General features: G+C 52.0%; 13 protein-coding genes. All 13 read right to left on the minus strand.

Annotated elements, in window-relative coordinates:
• Positions 1-68 precede the first annotated feature (68 nt).
• Positions 69-1,181, minus strand: a complete 1,113-nt coding sequence (locus tag JJQ72_RS10515) for a BMP family lipoprotein (protein WP_138224187.1) — start codon at positions 1,179-1,181, stop codon at positions 69-71.
• A gap of 185 nt (positions 1,182-1,366) precedes the next feature.
• Complete coding sequence (locus tag JJQ72_RS10520) at positions 1,367-4,003, minus strand: cation-translocating P-type ATPase (RefSeq protein WP_208203642.1); 2,637 nt, start codon at positions 4,001-4,003, stop codon at positions 1,367-1,369.
• A 231-nt stretch (positions 4,004-4,234) separates the two neighbouring features.
• Complete coding sequence (locus JJQ72_RS10525; protein ID WP_138224185.1) at positions 4,235-4,861, minus strand: hypothetical protein; 627 nt, start codon at positions 4,859-4,861, stop codon at positions 4,235-4,237.
• Positions 4,843-5,715, minus strand: a complete 873-nt coding sequence (locus tag JJQ72_RS10530) for an ABC transporter ATP-binding protein (RefSeq protein ID WP_138224184.1) — start codon at positions 5,713-5,715, stop codon at positions 4,843-4,845. Before JJQ72_RS10530 ends, JJQ72_RS10525 begins: the two co-directional genes overlap by 19 nt.
• Positions 5,702-7,537 (minus strand): hypothetical protein, encoded by a 1,836-nt coding sequence (locus JJQ72_RS10535; RefSeq protein ID WP_208203643.1) that lies wholly within the window; start codon positions 7,535-7,537, stop codon positions 5,702-5,704. The genes JJQ72_RS10530 and JJQ72_RS10535 overlap by 14 nt, the downstream gene beginning before the upstream one ends.
• Before the next feature lie 91 nt (positions 7,538-7,628).
• Positions 7,629-8,006, minus strand: a complete 378-nt coding sequence (locus JJQ72_RS10540) for a hypothetical protein (RefSeq protein WP_138224182.1) — start codon at positions 8,004-8,006, stop codon at positions 7,629-7,631.
• Between the two features lie 715 nt (positions 8,007-8,721).
• Positions 8,722-9,588, minus strand: a complete 867-nt coding sequence (locus tag JJQ72_RS10545; RefSeq protein WP_138224181.1) for a helix-turn-helix transcriptional regulator — start codon at positions 9,586-9,588, stop codon at positions 8,722-8,724.
• Positions 9,589-9,611: 23 nt separating this feature from the next.
• Positions 9,612-10,349: a phytanoyl-CoA dioxygenase family protein gene (locus JJQ72_RS10550; RefSeq protein WP_138224180.1), complete on the minus strand. Its 738-nt coding sequence runs from the start codon at positions 10,347-10,349 to the stop codon at positions 9,612-9,614.
• Positions 10,350-10,462: 113 nt separating this feature from the next.
• Positions 10,463-12,175 (minus strand): CotH kinase family protein, encoded by a 1,713-nt coding sequence (locus JJQ72_RS10555; protein ID WP_208203644.1) that lies wholly within the window; start codon positions 12,173-12,175, stop codon positions 10,463-10,465.
• Between the two features lie 24 nt (positions 12,176-12,199).
• Entirely contained in the window at positions 12,200-12,904 is a 705-nt protein-coding gene (locus tag JJQ72_RS10560) for a DUF4956 domain-containing protein (RefSeq protein ID WP_208203645.1), read from the minus strand.
• 2 nt (positions 12,905-12,906) lie between these two features.
• Positions 12,907-13,620, minus strand: coding sequence for a polyphosphate polymerase domain-containing protein (locus tag JJQ72_RS10565; RefSeq protein WP_138227571.1), 714 nt, complete (start codon positions 13,618-13,620; stop codon positions 12,907-12,909).
• Between the two features lie 239 nt (positions 13,621-13,859).
• Positions 13,860-14,048 carry a hypothetical protein gene (locus JJQ72_RS10570; RefSeq protein WP_138224177.1) on the minus strand — a complete coding sequence of 63 codons (189 nt, stop codon included), beginning with the start codon at positions 14,046-14,048 and terminating at the stop codon, positions 13,860-13,862.
• A 99-nt stretch (positions 14,049-14,147) separates the two neighbouring features.
• A complete protein-coding gene (locus JJQ72_RS10575; protein ID WP_208203646.1) occupies positions 14,148-15,170 on the minus strand; it encodes an SPFH domain-containing protein in 1,023 nt (340 codons plus the stop codon).
• Positions 15,171-15,191 lie beyond the last annotated feature (21 nt).

Consider the following 15,191-nt stretch of genomic DNA (forward strand, 5'->3'; position numbering starts at 1 on the left):
CTCTGTTTCTTACTCTCAACAAAAAAGACGGATAGCTTCTCCGTCTTTTTTGTTGCGGGTTGACTGGATTACTGGATCAGGTCGCCCTGCTCTGCAGATACCGTAATCTCACCGGATTTGATTTTGCCGAGAACTTCCTCTACCTGCTTCATCACGTCCTCGCTCAGGTTCGGGTTCTCTTCCGGCAGGCCTACACCGTCAGACTTTGCATCCAGCGTAAGAGTCTGTCCGCCCGGGAAGGTGCCGTCCATCTCTGCCTTGATCATATCGTAGGCAGCCTGGTCCACCTTCTTCACCGCCGAGGTCAGCACGACGGACTTGCCGTCTCCGTATGCTCCATCCTCATACTGGTCTACGTCAACGCCGACCATCCATACCGCTTCTCCGCCCTTCGCGCGGGTTACTGCCTCTTGAATGGCACCGACACCCACACCGCCGGCTGCCGCGAAGACAACATCCACGCCGCGGTCATACATTTGTGCCGCAAGCTGTCCGCCTGCTGCTACGTTATCGAAGGTGCCTTGGTATACGACATTCTCCTTCTTGATCGTTACGTTTGTGCCGAGGTTCTCATTGGCGTAGCTCAGGCCCTGCTGGAAGCCCCAGTTGAACTTCTGTACCGGTGGAATCTGAATGCCGCCGATGAAGCCGGCTTCGCCTTCCTTCAGCTGCAGCGCAGAGGCAACACCTGCGAGGAAGCCGGATTCCTGCTCCGCGAAGAAGATAGAAACTGTGTTCTCAGCTACGACGGGCGCCGCGCCCTGCTCTCCGGAATTCGGAGCGCCGTCGATCAGAACAAACTTCGCATCTTTATACTTCTCCTGCGCCTTGAAAATCGCCGTTTCGAACTTGAAGCCTGGTGTCACGATGAGTCTGTAGTCTGCATCATACAGATTGCCGATCTCCTTCGTATACTCCGCCTCTGTCGTGCCCGCCGGCTTGAGATATTTCATCTCGATGCCGAACTCCTCGCTTGCTCTCTTGATTCCCTCATAAGTGCCCTGGTTAAAGGACTTATCATCAATGGTACCTGCGTCCGTAACCATTCCTACCGTAAAGCTAGCTTTCGGTGCTTCTCCTCCAGCTCCGCTGGTTGCACCTTCCTCCGGTTTACTTCCGCAGCCTGCAAGCATGGTAACCGACAGTGCGAGACTGATTAAAGACATGACCCCTTTTTTCATATGGGAAGACCCTCCTAGATAATTTGCTGACAACGCGATGTTTGTCCTATTTACAATATATTAATAAATGTACCGCTTTTCAACTTAAATGTTCGTCTTTCAAGCCAAATGCACCTTTAACGCGGTGAAACGTTGGAGGAGTAAATAGCAGATTCCGAACAGCAAGCAACCGACCAGATGCTTCCTCAGGCTGCCCGCTCCGGCTTGCGGATTTGCCTGGTCACCAGCTTGATGATTTCGTTGATGATCAGCGGAATGAGCGCCAGACCAATGACCAGTCCCCAATCGGAGAGGCTCAGGTTCTGCACCTTGAAGGCTGCCGCGAGCACGGGTACGCTGATGGAGATGAACTGCAGCACCAGGCCGGCCAGCACCGCCCCCACCAGATATTTATTGGAGAAGACTCCGATTTGAAAAATCGACTTGGTCGCGCTCCGCTTCGTAAATGCGTAAAACAGCTGCGACGCAGCCAGAACGACAAAAGCCATCGTCCGCGCATAGGTCATGGCATCATCCGGGATATCGGAATCTCCCAGGCTGTAGCCAAACTCCCGCAGGCCGAGATAAAAAGCCAGCAGGGTCAGGCTTCCGATCAGCAGCCCGCCCAGCACAGCATTCACAGCGGCGCCGCCAGCGAAGAAGCTCTCCTTCGGATCACGCGGCTTCTTCTTCATAATATCCTTCTCACCGGGATCTATACCCAGCGCGATGGCGGGTAAAGTGTCCGTAACCAGGTTGATCCACAAAATCTGTGTCGCCAGCAGCGGCAGCGGCCAGAAGAACAGGATGGAGGCGAGAATGGCCACGACCTCCCCGAAGTTACATGACAGCAGGAAGGTGACGGTCTTGCGGATATTTCCATAAATGTTCCGCCCTTCCCGGATGGCGTGCACAATCGTCGTAAAGTTGTCATCGGTCAAAATCATATCACTGGCGCCCTTGGACACATCCGTGCCGGTGATGCCCATGGCAACCCCGATGTCTGCATTTTTGAGAGAAGGTGCGTCATTGACGCCATCGCCGGTCATGGAAACGATATTGCCCTGCGCCCGCAGCGCCTTCACAATCTTGACCTTGTGCTCGGGAGACACGCGGGCAAAGACGCGCACATCCTTGATGCGGCTCGCGAACTGTTCTTCGGACAGCTCGTCGATCTCGGCTCCGGTCATGCTCTGGCTGAGATCCTTCGCAATGTCCAGCTCTCTCGCAATAGCAACCGCCGTATTTTTGTGGTCCCCGGTGATCATGACCGGTGTAATGCCGGCCATCTTGGCCTCGCGGATGGAATCCTTCACCTCGGTCCGCGGCGGATCGATCATGCCGACAAAGCCGAGGAAGGTTAAGTCCTGTTCCATGTCCTGCGGCTCTACCTTGGAGGGGCTGTCCTTAAAGGCCGCGGCCAGAACCCGGAGTGCCTGATCGGACATTTCTTCAGCCGCCTGCAAATACTGCTGCTTCAGCGCCTCTGTCATCGGTACCGTTTCTCCGCCAACCCTGGCAGAGGTGGAGATACGCAGCAGCTGGTCGATCGCGCCCTTTGTGTGAACCCGGAACCCGCCCGGGACCGTGTTTAGCGTAGACATGAGCTTGCGGTCGGAATCAAACGGCCTCTCGGATACACGCTTGAATTCCGTTTCGAGGTTTCTTTTGGATAACCCCTGCTCTTCTCCTTCATACACCAGTGCAATCTCGGTAGGGTCGCCGGTAGCCTCGCCATCATGAATGCTGGCATCACTGCACAGGACAAAGGCCCTCAGCATGTCCTGCTGAGTTTCCGGGTGAGCCTCCGGTATACTATAGCGCTTTACGACGGTCATTTTGTTCTGGGTCAGCGTTCCCGTCTTGTCGGAGCAGATAATGTTAACCGAGCCGAGCGTTTCGACGGCAGGGAGCTTTTTGACGATAGCGTTGATCTTGGACATTCGTGTGACGCCAAGCGACAGCACGATTGCTACAATCGCCGGAAGTCCTTCCGGAATAGCCGCCACTGCAAGGCTGATCGCTGTCAGGAACAGCTCGAACAACTCCCGGCCCTGGATAAGGCCGATCACGAAGATAAGCACGCACACCCCGATGGCAATATAGCCCAGAAACCTGCCAAGCTCCTCCAGCTTCTGCTGCAGTGGGGTCAGCTTCTGCTCGTCGGTGTCCAGCGCCTGGGCGATTTTGCCCATCTCGGTGTCCATTGCCGTGCCGATCACGACTCCTTCGCCGCGTCCGTAAGTGACCAGGGTGGACATGAACGCCATGTTGGAGCGGTCTCCCACCGGTGTCTTGGGATGCTCGTGCACGGCTTCTGCGTGCTTGTCCGAAGGCACCGACTCTCCGGTCAACGCGGATTCCTCAATCTGCAGATTCGCGCTGTCCAGCAGCCGGACGTCGGCGGGGATGAATCTGCCTGCATCCAGGATGACCACATCTCCCGGCACGAGGTTGACGGAGTCGATTTCCTTCACAGCCCCGTCCCGGCGAACCAGGGATCTCGGGGCAGTCATTTGCTGCAGCGCCTCAATGGCTTTTTCCGCCTTCTGCTCCTGAAATACTCCGATTGCTGCATTCAGCAGCACCACCGCCAGAATGATTACAGCATCCATATACTCGCCAACGATCAGCGTCACGACCGCGGCGCCGAGGAGGACGTAGATAAGCATATCCTTCAACTGGGCAAAAAACAGGGCCGCCACACTCTTCTTCGGCTTTCCCTTCAGCCGGTTCGGGCCATGCTGCTCTCGCCTGGCTGCGGCTTCCTCCGCGCTCAGTCCCTTGGCAGGATCTACGTTTAGCTTCTCCAGCACTGCTTCTCTTGTTTCCGAGAACCACATCCTACCAACACCTCTTTATTCATATGTGTGTCAAGCATCCGTTACGGGTATTGTAAACAGGGAGAGGGATAATTAACCGGGATTTGTGGAATTCGCGGCGGGGTGAAGGCAGGCGGCGGGTTTGGAGTCATTGTATTCCTTCCGGACGATATTACCTTATGTCGACATAGCAAAAACAGCCCATCGGCCATAATTCCGCCAACAGGCTTTCAACCAGCTGTTGCTCTTCCTTCAATCTTTCAGCAAATGGAACCGCTCTCGAAAGCGGATTAGCTGTACAGTCCCGAACAGGGCCACCAGACAAAAAACTCCTTGCTCAAGCAGGTAAACGTCCGAGGGTAGCCCTGTAACCTGGCGGTACCATTGCATGAGGTAGAGAGGTCCCTGCCCGCTCCCGCCGGTAAACAATCCGAAAAAAAGAAAAATCAACCCGCCGCAAAGACCGAATGCACTATTCTTAAAAAGTGTGGTAATCAGGGCGATAAGCAGCATGTACATAAGAACCGAGATGCATCCTCCTGCCACCTGCGCAGGCGTGTAATAACGGTGAAGCACAGATGTGAACAAACCTGCATACAACAAGCTCATTAGAAGTGGACGTACAGCGCCTGCACGCCATGGCGATACGGGCAGCGTGATCCACAGCTCCTTCTGATAAGCTGATCCGATAGACGACATCAGTCCAACCACCGGGAAGGCCAGGCTTGGGTACAGCAAAAATACGGCCAAATCTTTGGCAAGCTGCTGCGATGAAGAGCCAGCTAAAATGACAACCAGCCACAGCATAATCGGAATTAACAGCAACGGTCGCTGTGTTTTCCACACAAATCGCCACTGTATTACTTCCTGTTTAACCAAACCATATAGCCCTCCTCCAATGTAGGCTGCAACGGCTGCGCATCTTCCGAAGGCTTGGAGGCCGCAACCACCCGTATATGATAGAGCCCTTCCTGCTGCTCTTTCAGGTCGGTAATAAAAACGGATGGATCGCTGCGGAGCTGCTCGTACTTCCCCTGTTCAGTCTGAAGTCCCCACACGCTGCCTGCCGCATATGCCACTACCTCACGCACATGGTCATGTGATTGAAGCCAGCCCTTGTTCATCAGCAGTACACGGTCACAGGTTACGGACACATCTTCCGTTATATGGGTGGATAGAAGAACCGCTCTGCTGTGACCCAGCCGTTTAATCAGATTCCGGAAACGGATCCTCTCCTCAGGATCAAGACCTGCGGTCGGTTCATCCACAAGCAGAAGCGCAGGCTCATGAATTATTGCTTGCGCAATGCCCAGCCGCTGTTTCATGCCTCCAGAAAGTGAACGAACCTTCTCCCTCCCCACCTCTTCCAGATTAACCTCTCTCAACACTTCATTCATTCGTTTATTGATGCTGCTACTGTTCATTCCCCGCATACTTGCGATATAGTCCAGATACTCCGTAACTGTCAGAGAGGGAAATAATCCGATGTGCTGCGGCAAGTAGCCAATGTCCGCGCGAAGCTTCTCCATATTGGCTGAGGTCCATTCTACCCCGTTCAGCAACAGCCTTCCCCCACTAGCCTTATGATAGGTAGCGAGGATGCGCAGCAGCGTTGTTTTTCCGGCTCCGTTTGGACCCAGCAGGCCGGTTATCCCTTTCTCCAGTGTGAAGGTCGCTTCCTGCAAGGCTGTCTTGGATCCATAGCGCTTTGTCAGCTGTTCAGCCACCAGCATTTGTTTTCCCCTCCAAATCCTTCATTATACGTTCAGGTGTCAGAAGACCGCCGGTTTGTTGATACCACATCCGGAGCATCTGTTCCTTCTCCTGCTCTGGCAGCTCCATATATACCGTGCGGATACGTTTCACAACATCTTCTCCGAAGATAGATTTATAGTAAATATCCGTCGAGGGATTCTTCATGTTACCGAAATACAGGGCTGCAAACAGCCGGGTATCCTTCATCCCGCTACCTCCTGTTTCCGATCCCCTTAAGAACATGACGTTCAATAAGGATTCAGACTGAAGCAGCCTCTCATCCTGGTACACGAAGAATTCATCGGGATTGGCGGTGAACTGCTGCATGGTTGTGATCATATAACCGCGGACAGGCAACTCCGCTCCTGCACCAAGCCTCTCCTTCGCTTCCTCGACCAAGCGTGCCAGCTCGTTATGGCCACGTTCCACAGACCGCCTATCCTTAAAAGCTGGGCTTATAATCTCTCCTGCCTTCTTATAGGCGCCGTAAATAATCGTCGGTCCGTATGCTTTTCCTTCCCACATCCCATCTCCCAAGGCAGACAGATTTGTCCAAACTAGTTTATGATCTAACCCCTTCAAATCCAACCGATATGTTTCCTTAAGGCCATGGTGATACGGATCCGCAGCCTCAAGCGGATGCATAGGGTACCAGGGTAATGCCGAGGGCAGCTCAAAGAAACTAGGTCCCACAGAAGCGTAAGTGTGAGTAACCAAGCTAAGCATCAATCTTCCTTCAGCCGCAGGCAGCTTTAATTTAAGTTGACCCTCTTGCTGAGAAACCGGGATAAGCAGGTCTCCGAACCTCGCTTCCACCACTTGAAAATCATCCAAAAGCGCCAGTGTGATTACGTCAACCTCAGCCTTTATATCCACTTCATAGACATAAGACAGATCATGATTGCTTCGCCCATGCTCAAGTCTGATTTCGACGTTATCGATCGCATATTTCAGCTCTTCCTCATTTAGCGGCGCAGCCGCTTGGTAAACCAACACCGGGTCACCACCTGATAAATAGGGAACATGTGAAGAGACGACAGGCAGCGTAAGAGCCGCAGCCATGACAATATATGCGATTTTTCTTGTCAGACCTTTCCACACTACCGCCGCGTATATGCCAACTGTCAAAAGCAGGGCGGCAAGCCGCTGTATATAAAAACCTATATTTATCTGTTGACTTTCCATGTCATAGATACCAAAAATTTGTTCAATATTCGGATCGCCTATCACCAGCCAGCCTGATACCTCCAACGGCAGAAATTCTCCAAATGCCATTGTGTTATAAGGCATGATCAGAAACCAAACCAGTACAATAAGCACATAACTGTATAGGCTGCTGAGCAGAGAGTAAATCACATATCCCAGAACAACAGTCAGGAAGAATGGAAACCACCAGCACAACCACGTATATACTAAGGCCTGCGTGATTTTCTCAGCACTTCCTCCGCCGTGCGTTCCAACAATATACAAACTTACTGCCGTAAAGAATAATAGATAAAAAGCGCTTGTTAGAAGCAGCCAGTAAACAAACTTTCCCATGCGATACCTTGTGTAACCGGGTAGAGTGCGCACGAGCTCATACTGGTTCCAGCGCTGTTCCGACCGCGCTTCCTCAGCCCCATATAAAAAAAACAAAAGACTTGCCGCCATAATAAAATACACCATTCCCGGAAAAACATCAAAACTCGTAAGATTAGATCTCGGGAGGATCATCGATAACGCTATACATAAACCGAATATACTTAGCCATAGAGGCGACCTCAAAAGCTGAAGCCACTGTTTGCGGATTGTTGAAACCATAGATCACCATACTTCCTGAGCTTAATCAATAAATTTAAAGCGTAATTTAAAGAAGGGCTCGAAGGGTAGTATAATTAAGTAAGCTGTATAATTAGTTCGTGATGCTGGATGTGACTCCGAGAGATTTGTCACCTGAAGCTGTTACATTGTAAGCTTCACTTGAACTCAGCCAATAGCTAGTACTTTGCGAAGGTTGTCCGTTATAGTACACAGTGTGTGTATAGAGCAGGTCATCAGGCCAGTATCTGATAAATTTGTACAATTTACCATATCCAGTTCCCGTACCCGCTGTAACACTAGTAGCGAAAGTACCATACTGGCCCAAACCTGATATAGAAACACTTTCATGGGTTGAAGTGTCATTTACAGGTTTGGTCGCAGTAGCCGTAGCGGCATAAACATTGGCGGACGCAAAGAGAAGTCCAGCAACTGAAGCAATCCCTACTACCTTTTTAAAAGTCGATTTCAAATTTAGCCCTCCTCAATTCCCCTCACGAGCCCAATTACAATATAACCCATATATGGATTTATGAACAATAGTAAGAATGTACCAAATATGTGACATGACTCTCTAGTTACATAGTACTTAACATAAGTTGGAATACTGGGGAGCGGATGTGGATACGCGATTTGTTCAAGTCAATGCATGTGGAATCATCCGGCTTGGCTCCTAATAGAGATGCATGAGGTCGTAAAATGAATACAACGAGCTGTCCCTCTGCGCAGAGCGCGAGGAATTCGAATTCATTGAGACAGATGTGTTCGTACTTAAGAGTGCGGAAATATACTGTCCGGCTGTTATCTGTTTCCCGGCCCTTGCCATCCATAGAGATCTTTACATCTGCTTTTTCAAGCAGTTCAAGATAGTCAGCATTGGAAAAATGGGAATCCTGGTCACTGTTCATTATCTCGGGTTAGCACTGGCTGAGAGCACATTTGAGGCAATTAAAAACAAAGCCTTTTTGAGGGTGTTGGACAGCTCGTAATCGAGGATTTTTCGAGTGTACCCATTCGGTGATGTTTTGAACAGGTACATGTGAGAAAGCAAGTGCATTCAATCATGCTTTAGAGTTCCTGGCATCGGAACCCGATTTGGAAAGCTTAATTATGGATGCCTCCATCGTTCGTGTACATTAACGTGGGACTGGCGCAAAAGAGGAATCTGGCTATACAGACCGGAAGCGCTAAACAGGCGCACCGCCCCGGTTCTTGCGAAACTGTCTGGGCGAGCAGCCATAGCGGCGCTTAAACAGGCGCTCGAAGTGAGTCATCGTGCCAAACCCTGCCGCGAAGCCGATCTCCGTCACCGGCAGATCACTGCTTAGCAGCAGCCGGGAGGAGAATTGCAGCCGCTTGTCATTAACGTAGGCTTGAAAAGGAATGCCGACCTGCTTGCGAAAGCACTCACTGAAATAGTTAGGTGCAAGGCCTGCATAGGCTGCGGCGGTGCTCAGCGGGATGGGCTCGCGAAAATGATACTGAATCATGTCCACCGCCTTGACGATGGATGGATGCAGCTTGTTCTTGGGATCATTCCGTGGTGGCCCTGCCGCATTCAGGCCTTCTCCAGGCAAAGCTCTTGCCATTACGATGAGGATTCGCTCGAAGCACCCCTGTATAAGCATGGGGCTGCCCCAGCGCATTGGCTCCGTCTCCTTGCGGATCTGTTCAAAGGCCTGCTCCACCTCCCGGGCTTCCTCCCCGGCGAAGGTGTACTGAAGCCATCCTCGATGACGCAGAACCTCCTCCAGCAAGCCCGGACGGACAAAGCCGCCTTCAAATATGAAATCATACAGCTCGATCGTACTGTGCTCATCGGGAATAATCTCGTGAAAGTCGGCCGTCGTCAGCAGAAAGGTCATCCCTCGTTCCAGACGAAACCGCTCCCCGTTCACAACATGCCAGCCGGAGCCGGAGATCACAAACGCCATCTCGAAGAAATCATGCCAATGCGTCTCAATGGGATCGCGGATCTCATGCCTGAACAGACGAAAAGAGGAGGACAAATCGAGAAATGAGCTGCCCAATAAACGCTCGGGTGCTTCTTTCATCTGATGTCCTCCTCTACATAAAATTAGGCGTTTACGAACGAGTTGCCAGCGAGGTCCTTACCCCGGGCAAGCCAAATTTGGTGGCCATGGTTCTTCTCGGTAATCACCTGTGCATCGGTAGCAAAGTAGCGCATGGTATAACCGCAGCGGCGGTGCTCGCTTGTGTTGGCAGCGGCTCCGTGAATAATTCGGGAGTCGTGCAGCGAGCACTGACCTGGCTCCAGCTCGAAGTATACAGCTTGATCGGGATCAATATTTTTAATTTCGGTATCAAAAATATTCTTCTCTCCGTCCACTGCCTCATAATCAGAAAATCCGTTATTATGCGTGCCCGGAATGACTCGCATGCAGCCGTTCTCCTTCGTGCTGTGGTCAATGGCGAGCCACACGGTCACGATCTTGTCAAAACGGGACAGTCTGCCCTTCCAATAAGCGGAGTCTTCATGCCATGGCGTCTGTCTGCCCACCAGCGGCTCCTTGCAGATGAAATGACTGGACCACAGTCCGATGTTCGGGCCAATGATAGGCTCCACCAGATCCAGCACTTCATCACTCAGCAGGAATTTCAGCAGCCTCTCATCCCGAAAATGGGGCGTATCCAGCTCACTGTTCAGCTTTTTGCCGACCAGCTCCCACTGCTCCTCAAAAATGCTGCTCAGCTCCTGCATCTTGTCTGCCGAAAATAGCTGTTTCTTATGAAGCATATAGCCATTCTTCTCGTAAAATTCAATTTCGTCACGGGTCAGCGATGAATCAGTCATGGTTATGACCTCCATTATAGTTGATGTTGCCGGCTATTTCATCATACGTCCTGCCCGATCTTAAATCTTCGCATTCCTTCCGATAAACTCAACCGATTTTACGATGATGCTTCCTAGAGCCGATTCCTTCTGAAAAAAAGGATCATCAGGCAGCCCCCGATAAGGAGCAGCAATGCAGCTCCAGCCGTCAAAGCCTCTGCAGTGCTCCCGGCAGTCCCGCCGTTCTCCATGGCCGGACCGCCGAAGCCGGTCCGGCCGCCTCCAGCCTGCATACCGGGCGGTGCCATGCCCTGCATGCCCTGTTGGCCCCGAACGCCCGGCTCTCCTTGCTGATCCATTGCCCCTTGCTCTCCTGCCCCCGGCCTTCCTGCACCATCCGGCGGCATTCCTTCTCCAGCAGCAGGACCGGGGAAGCCGCCGGCATCTTCGGCATTGCCCTCTGCAGCGGCATTGTTTCTCATTCCCATACCGCCATCCATGCCGTCCGGATTTCTGCCCCCGCCGCTGCCGGAGCCATCCCCAGAAGAAGGTCGGGTTCCTTCCAGCTGCTCTGAGATGATGTTGACCTGGCTGGCATTCACTGCTTTCAGCGCTTCTACGCCGTCTTGAAACTGCTCGAAGGTGTAGAAGGCATTCGGGTCCTGCTTCACGTCCTCTGCAATCAGCGCATACAGCTCATCCACCCGGGCATCAAATACATCGGCTGCCAATACCTTATCAATAGCCTGCTGCAGTAAGGTATAATACTGTTCCTTATACTCCGGCTGCTCCAGCAGGTGATGCACGAGCGGACGCTCCGCTACGGCGCCTTGGGTCGGCTCATCTATGAGCAGCGACGAATATCCCTCTTGACCAAAGGCAAGATTATAATCCCATGGCAAGATGGTTAAGATTCCCTTTTTATCATAAAAATAGTAATTATGCTTGTTCTGTCCGATATAACTGTCTGTATTGTTCGCCGCCACATTCAAAGCAATATATTGCAGTCCTGCCTCCACATCCAGCACAGACTCATAATCGGTACCGTGATTGAGCTCGTCCAGCATTTGAATCAGTGCGTCATCGCTGTTGCCGCCGGATTTTTTGACCAGAGCCGCGTAATCGTCTGCATCGTCGCTAATCCACTGCAGATCACCGCCCGCCCCGCTCATCTCGGATTTATACAGATCTCCCGTACTGCTCCCGAAATAACGCTCCAGATAGGCGCTCCCGATCTGCTCCACCGCAAGATACGTCCCATAACGCTCACCATTCACATACACATTAACATACGAGTGACCCGGTACCGGCAAACCCAGCTCTTCCGCGAGCTCATACGTCATAAATTCCCGCATGGAGGAGGCATCACTGAAGTTGTTGTTGAGATTGATCTTGGTCACGCCGAACAGATGCTGTGAAGACATATATTCATCCAGCGACAGCTTGAAGCTGTATCGGTCAGAATCCGGCATATTTACCACCGAGCGAAGGCTTAAATTGCCTTTCGTACGGATACCGATATTGTCCACCTTGATCCCGTTATATTCCACGGAAGCGGTCTTCATCACTTCCTCTGAAGCCTGCTCCAGCATATCCTCGAAATCCTGTGGATCGATTGTGATTCTGACGTCCACCACCTCGTTTTCAACAAACACCCTGGACCTCAGCTGTTCCTCATTCGTTCCGGAGCTAACAGCCGTTGCTGTTTCTGCAGTGTCACCATCCTCCACTTCCACGGTGGCCTGAGCTGCAGGCGTCAAGGCACCATTCCAGACCAGTCCGGCTAGCAGCAGCACCGCAAACAAGGCACACAGCAGCGGCACAGCCGCTTTTGATTTCCAAAACATGAGGACCACCACCGTTTCGTTTTTCTAAGATACATAATCACCGTTATAGCTGATCAGGACGGCATGCTTCACCCCGGGGATCGAGATCAGTTCGTTGACGAACGCTCCTTCCTTGTCCTTCAGCCGAACCTCGAGGGTCATCTCCACCTGGCCTGGCAAGACGGTTTTCTGTTTCACGTTATACCGCTTTACCAGAGACTGCACCTTACCGTGTACCTCCCGCTCACTCTGGTCATCCACGCAATTGACGACCACCAGATATGGCGTATCCTGCATCGGGTTTTTGATAAACACCAGCAGCACCATGCCCACAATAACAGAGCCCAGCATCGCAAGCGTGTAGAATCCGGCTCCTGCCACGATACCTGCCGCAGCAGACCAGAACAAGAAGATCAAATCCGTTGGATCCTTGATTGGCGTTCTGAACCGGACAATACTGAGTGCGCCGACCATACCGAGAGACAGCACGAGATTCGAATTAATGGCCATGATGACAAGGGCCGTAACCAGGGTCATGCCGATCAAGGAAACGTTGAAGCTTTTGGAATACAGCACTCCGCTGAAGATCCGTTTGTACAGCAAGTAAATGAACACCCCGATCGCAAACGCGATCGCAAACGTGATCAGCATCTTCGATATCGTAATGTCCGATTCAAACTGGCTCACCAGAGAGCTCTTGAGCATATCCGAAAAGGTAACCTGCTCATTCGTTGTCGTTGTTGTTTCCATTCTTAATAATCCTCCCACGTATTCGACTTCAAATATTTGCGGCAAATGACATACTTGGAGGCAGACTGCCGCTGCAGGCCTTCTGTTTGCAGCACAGCCCGGATATACTCCGGCAGGTACTCATCATACTTGACCTCCAGTATCATCAGATCCTCATCCAGCGCGCGAATCGCCGCCAGATCCTGACTGAACATATCAGTCCGGTGCAGGCCGGTCCGCAGCTCCTTGTCAAAGGTAATCCGTACGTTGCCGTGATGGCACACAAACGGCTCACGCACATAGTCGACAATGACCTTGGGAGCCAGAAGCTGCTGCTTCATCTGATAGTAAATCTCTAGCAGCAGCGGCTTGCTTGGCACGTTCAGGACCTCCATATCTCCAGCCAGGAGCCGGTCAAACATTTCTCGCGTCAGCGGCTCCTTCAGCTTGGCAATATAGTCCCGCTGCTTGATTTTTTTCTCGAAATGAATCACGTCATCCTGAAAGTTGTAGATCCGGATGCGGTATTTGGCCCGGCTGGAGATCCCCCCTAGCTTCTCGTGCAGCGCGGTATTGCTGGCATCATCAAAATACAGGCTGCGAATGTGATACTCCCCGGTACTTGAAGCATGCACATCCCGAGTCAGCAGGGGCTTAAGCCGGCTGCTTAGCACCGCATGCTGATGACGGTTCATATAATATTTGAGCTCACTGCGGTATTTTAAAGCCCCGTCCATGTCCATTCTCCCCTCTGCTTCTTTCTTCATCGTTCGGTGCAATCATCCGTTGCATAGGGAAAGTATAGAGATGAAATCTGATAGGACAATGAAAATCAGCTGAATGAAAGCTGAAAGTTTTACACTGCGTTTACAATTCAAGCAGCACAAAAAAAGCAGCACCGCTGCATGCGGTACTGCTGTCTCCATAATTTCATCCGGCTTCTGCTTAATGCGCCTGTCCTCACGGCAGGCAGGCCTTACTTCCGCCGATGTCGGGTCATTCTGCTATATACGATAAATGCCGCGATAATCATCGCCCCAAAGCCGATATTGCTTGCCGTCTCCGCCTCCACACCGAACAGCATACACAAATTGGTGACCAGGCTGTTCGTTAACATTGCCGTCAGTATGAGCATCAACGGCCGCCATATGTTGTACCTTCTCATCTCCCAAGACCCACTCCCGACTAACCTTGCCTCAAGGTTTAAGTTTCCTGCCATTATATCACAAAAAGGCGGCGCTTACATGAACAACGTAAGCCCTTGTCAGCTCAGCTTATGGCCGCAGTTCGGGCAGAAGTTGCCGCCTTCATTCTTGGCGCCGCAGTTGGGACAGAAGTTCGGCTTTGCCGCTGGCTCTCCGGAGGAGGACGTCTTCCCGCCTTGAGCTGACTCCTCAGCGGAGGAAGGAGCCTTCTCTGGGGATGAGGACGGCTGCTGCCGATCCGGGTTCATATGCTTGAGCATGTCCTGGGCCATATTCATGCCCATCATCATGCCCGCCATATCGGAGGCCGCCCCGCCACCCTGCATTTTGCCGGAGGCCATGCCATCGGTCAGGCTGACCTGCTGGTACTTCTGCAGGTTGCCGATCATTTCATGCGAGGCCGTCTTCGTGATCATATCCTGAATTTCCTGCGGGTAATTGAAGCTCATCACCTGGAAGCCGGTAATCGCAATGCCGTAGCCCAGCATCTCCATATCCAGATCCTCGCGGATCCCCCGGGCAATCTCGTAAGCGTTCCCCTGCAGATTGAACATATCCTTGCCCTCGCGGCTGATCCACTTCATGAGCAGCTGATCCAGCACCGAGGTTATGCGGAGCTTGACGTCCTCCACCAGATAGCTCTTTTTGACGCCGGCAATCTTATCAATCAGCGTGACATAATCCTTCACCTTGAACTGAAACGTACCGTTCGCCCGGATCGGCATACCGCCTGGCAGCTGTGGTGTCTGAATAAGCACAGGGTTCTGCGTTCCCCAGCGCACCGTGAATTCCTTCGTATTTACAAACAGCACCTCGACCCGCATCCCGCTGTTGAAGCCAAACTTGAAGCCCTTCAGCGTGGACAGGAACGGAATAATATCGGATTCAACATTGAACGTGCCCTCATCCTCAAAAATTCCCTCGATTTTGCCGTTATTAATAAACACCGCGTCCTGTCCGGGACGGATAACGAGCCGGCTGCCCTTCTTGATCTCCCGGCTGTCCCATTTCCAAAAAATCATATCCTCCCGAAACTCTTCCCACTCCACAACATCCGCAAACTGATTTCTGAAAAACCCCATACTTCATGCACTCCTTTCTCG

It is taken from the genome of Paenibacillus sp. F411 (assembly GCF_017582705.1).
Lineage (GTDB): Bacteria > Bacillota > Bacilli > Paenibacillales > Paenibacillaceae > Paenibacillus_AQ > Paenibacillus_AQ algicola.

What these genes read in the sequence shown, in the direction of transcription:
- JJQ72_RS10565 (WP_138227571.1), bottom strand. Translation starts at nt 13,620, where the DNA reads ATGGACGGGGCTTTAAAATACCGCAGTGAGCTCAAATATTATATGAAC.
- JJQ72_RS10515 (WP_138224187.1), bottom strand. Translation starts at nt 1,181, where the DNA reads ATGAAAAAAGGGGTCATGTCTTTAATCAGTCTCGCACTGTCGGTTACC.
- JJQ72_RS10575 (WP_208203646.1), bottom strand. Translation starts at nt 15,170, where the DNA reads ATGGGGTTTTTCAGAAATCAGTTTGCGGATGTTGTGGAGTGGGAAGAG.
- JJQ72_RS10520 (WP_208203642.1), bottom strand. Translation starts at nt 4,003, where the DNA reads ATGTGGTTCTCGGAAACAAGAGAAGCAGTGCTGGAGAAGCTAAACGTA.
- JJQ72_RS10535 (WP_208203643.1), bottom strand. Translation starts at nt 7,537, where the DNA reads ATGGTTTCAACAATCCGCAAACAGTGGCTTCAGCTTTTGAGGTCGCCT.
- JJQ72_RS10555 (WP_208203644.1), bottom strand. Translation starts at nt 12,175, where the DNA reads ATGTTTTGGAAATCAAAAGCGGCTGTGCCGCTGCTGTGTGCCTTGTTT.
- JJQ72_RS10550 (WP_138224180.1), bottom strand. Translation starts at nt 10,349, where the DNA reads ATGACTGATTCATCGCTGACCCGTGACGAAATTGAATTTTACGAGAAG.
- JJQ72_RS10530 (WP_138224184.1), bottom strand. Translation starts at nt 5,715, where the DNA reads ATGCTGGTGGCTGAACAGCTGACAAAGCGCTATGGATCCAAGACAGCC.
- JJQ72_RS10570 (WP_138224177.1), bottom strand. Translation starts at nt 14,048, where the DNA reads ATGAGAAGGTACAACATATGGCGGCCGTTGATGCTCATACTGACGGCA.
- JJQ72_RS10545 (WP_138224181.1), bottom strand. Translation starts at nt 9,588, where the DNA reads ATGAAAGAAGCACCCGAGCGTTTATTGGGCAGCTCATTTCTCGATTTG.
- JJQ72_RS10560 (WP_208203645.1), bottom strand. Translation starts at nt 12,904, where the DNA reads ATGGAAACAACAACGACAACGAATGAGCAGGTTACCTTTTCGGATATG.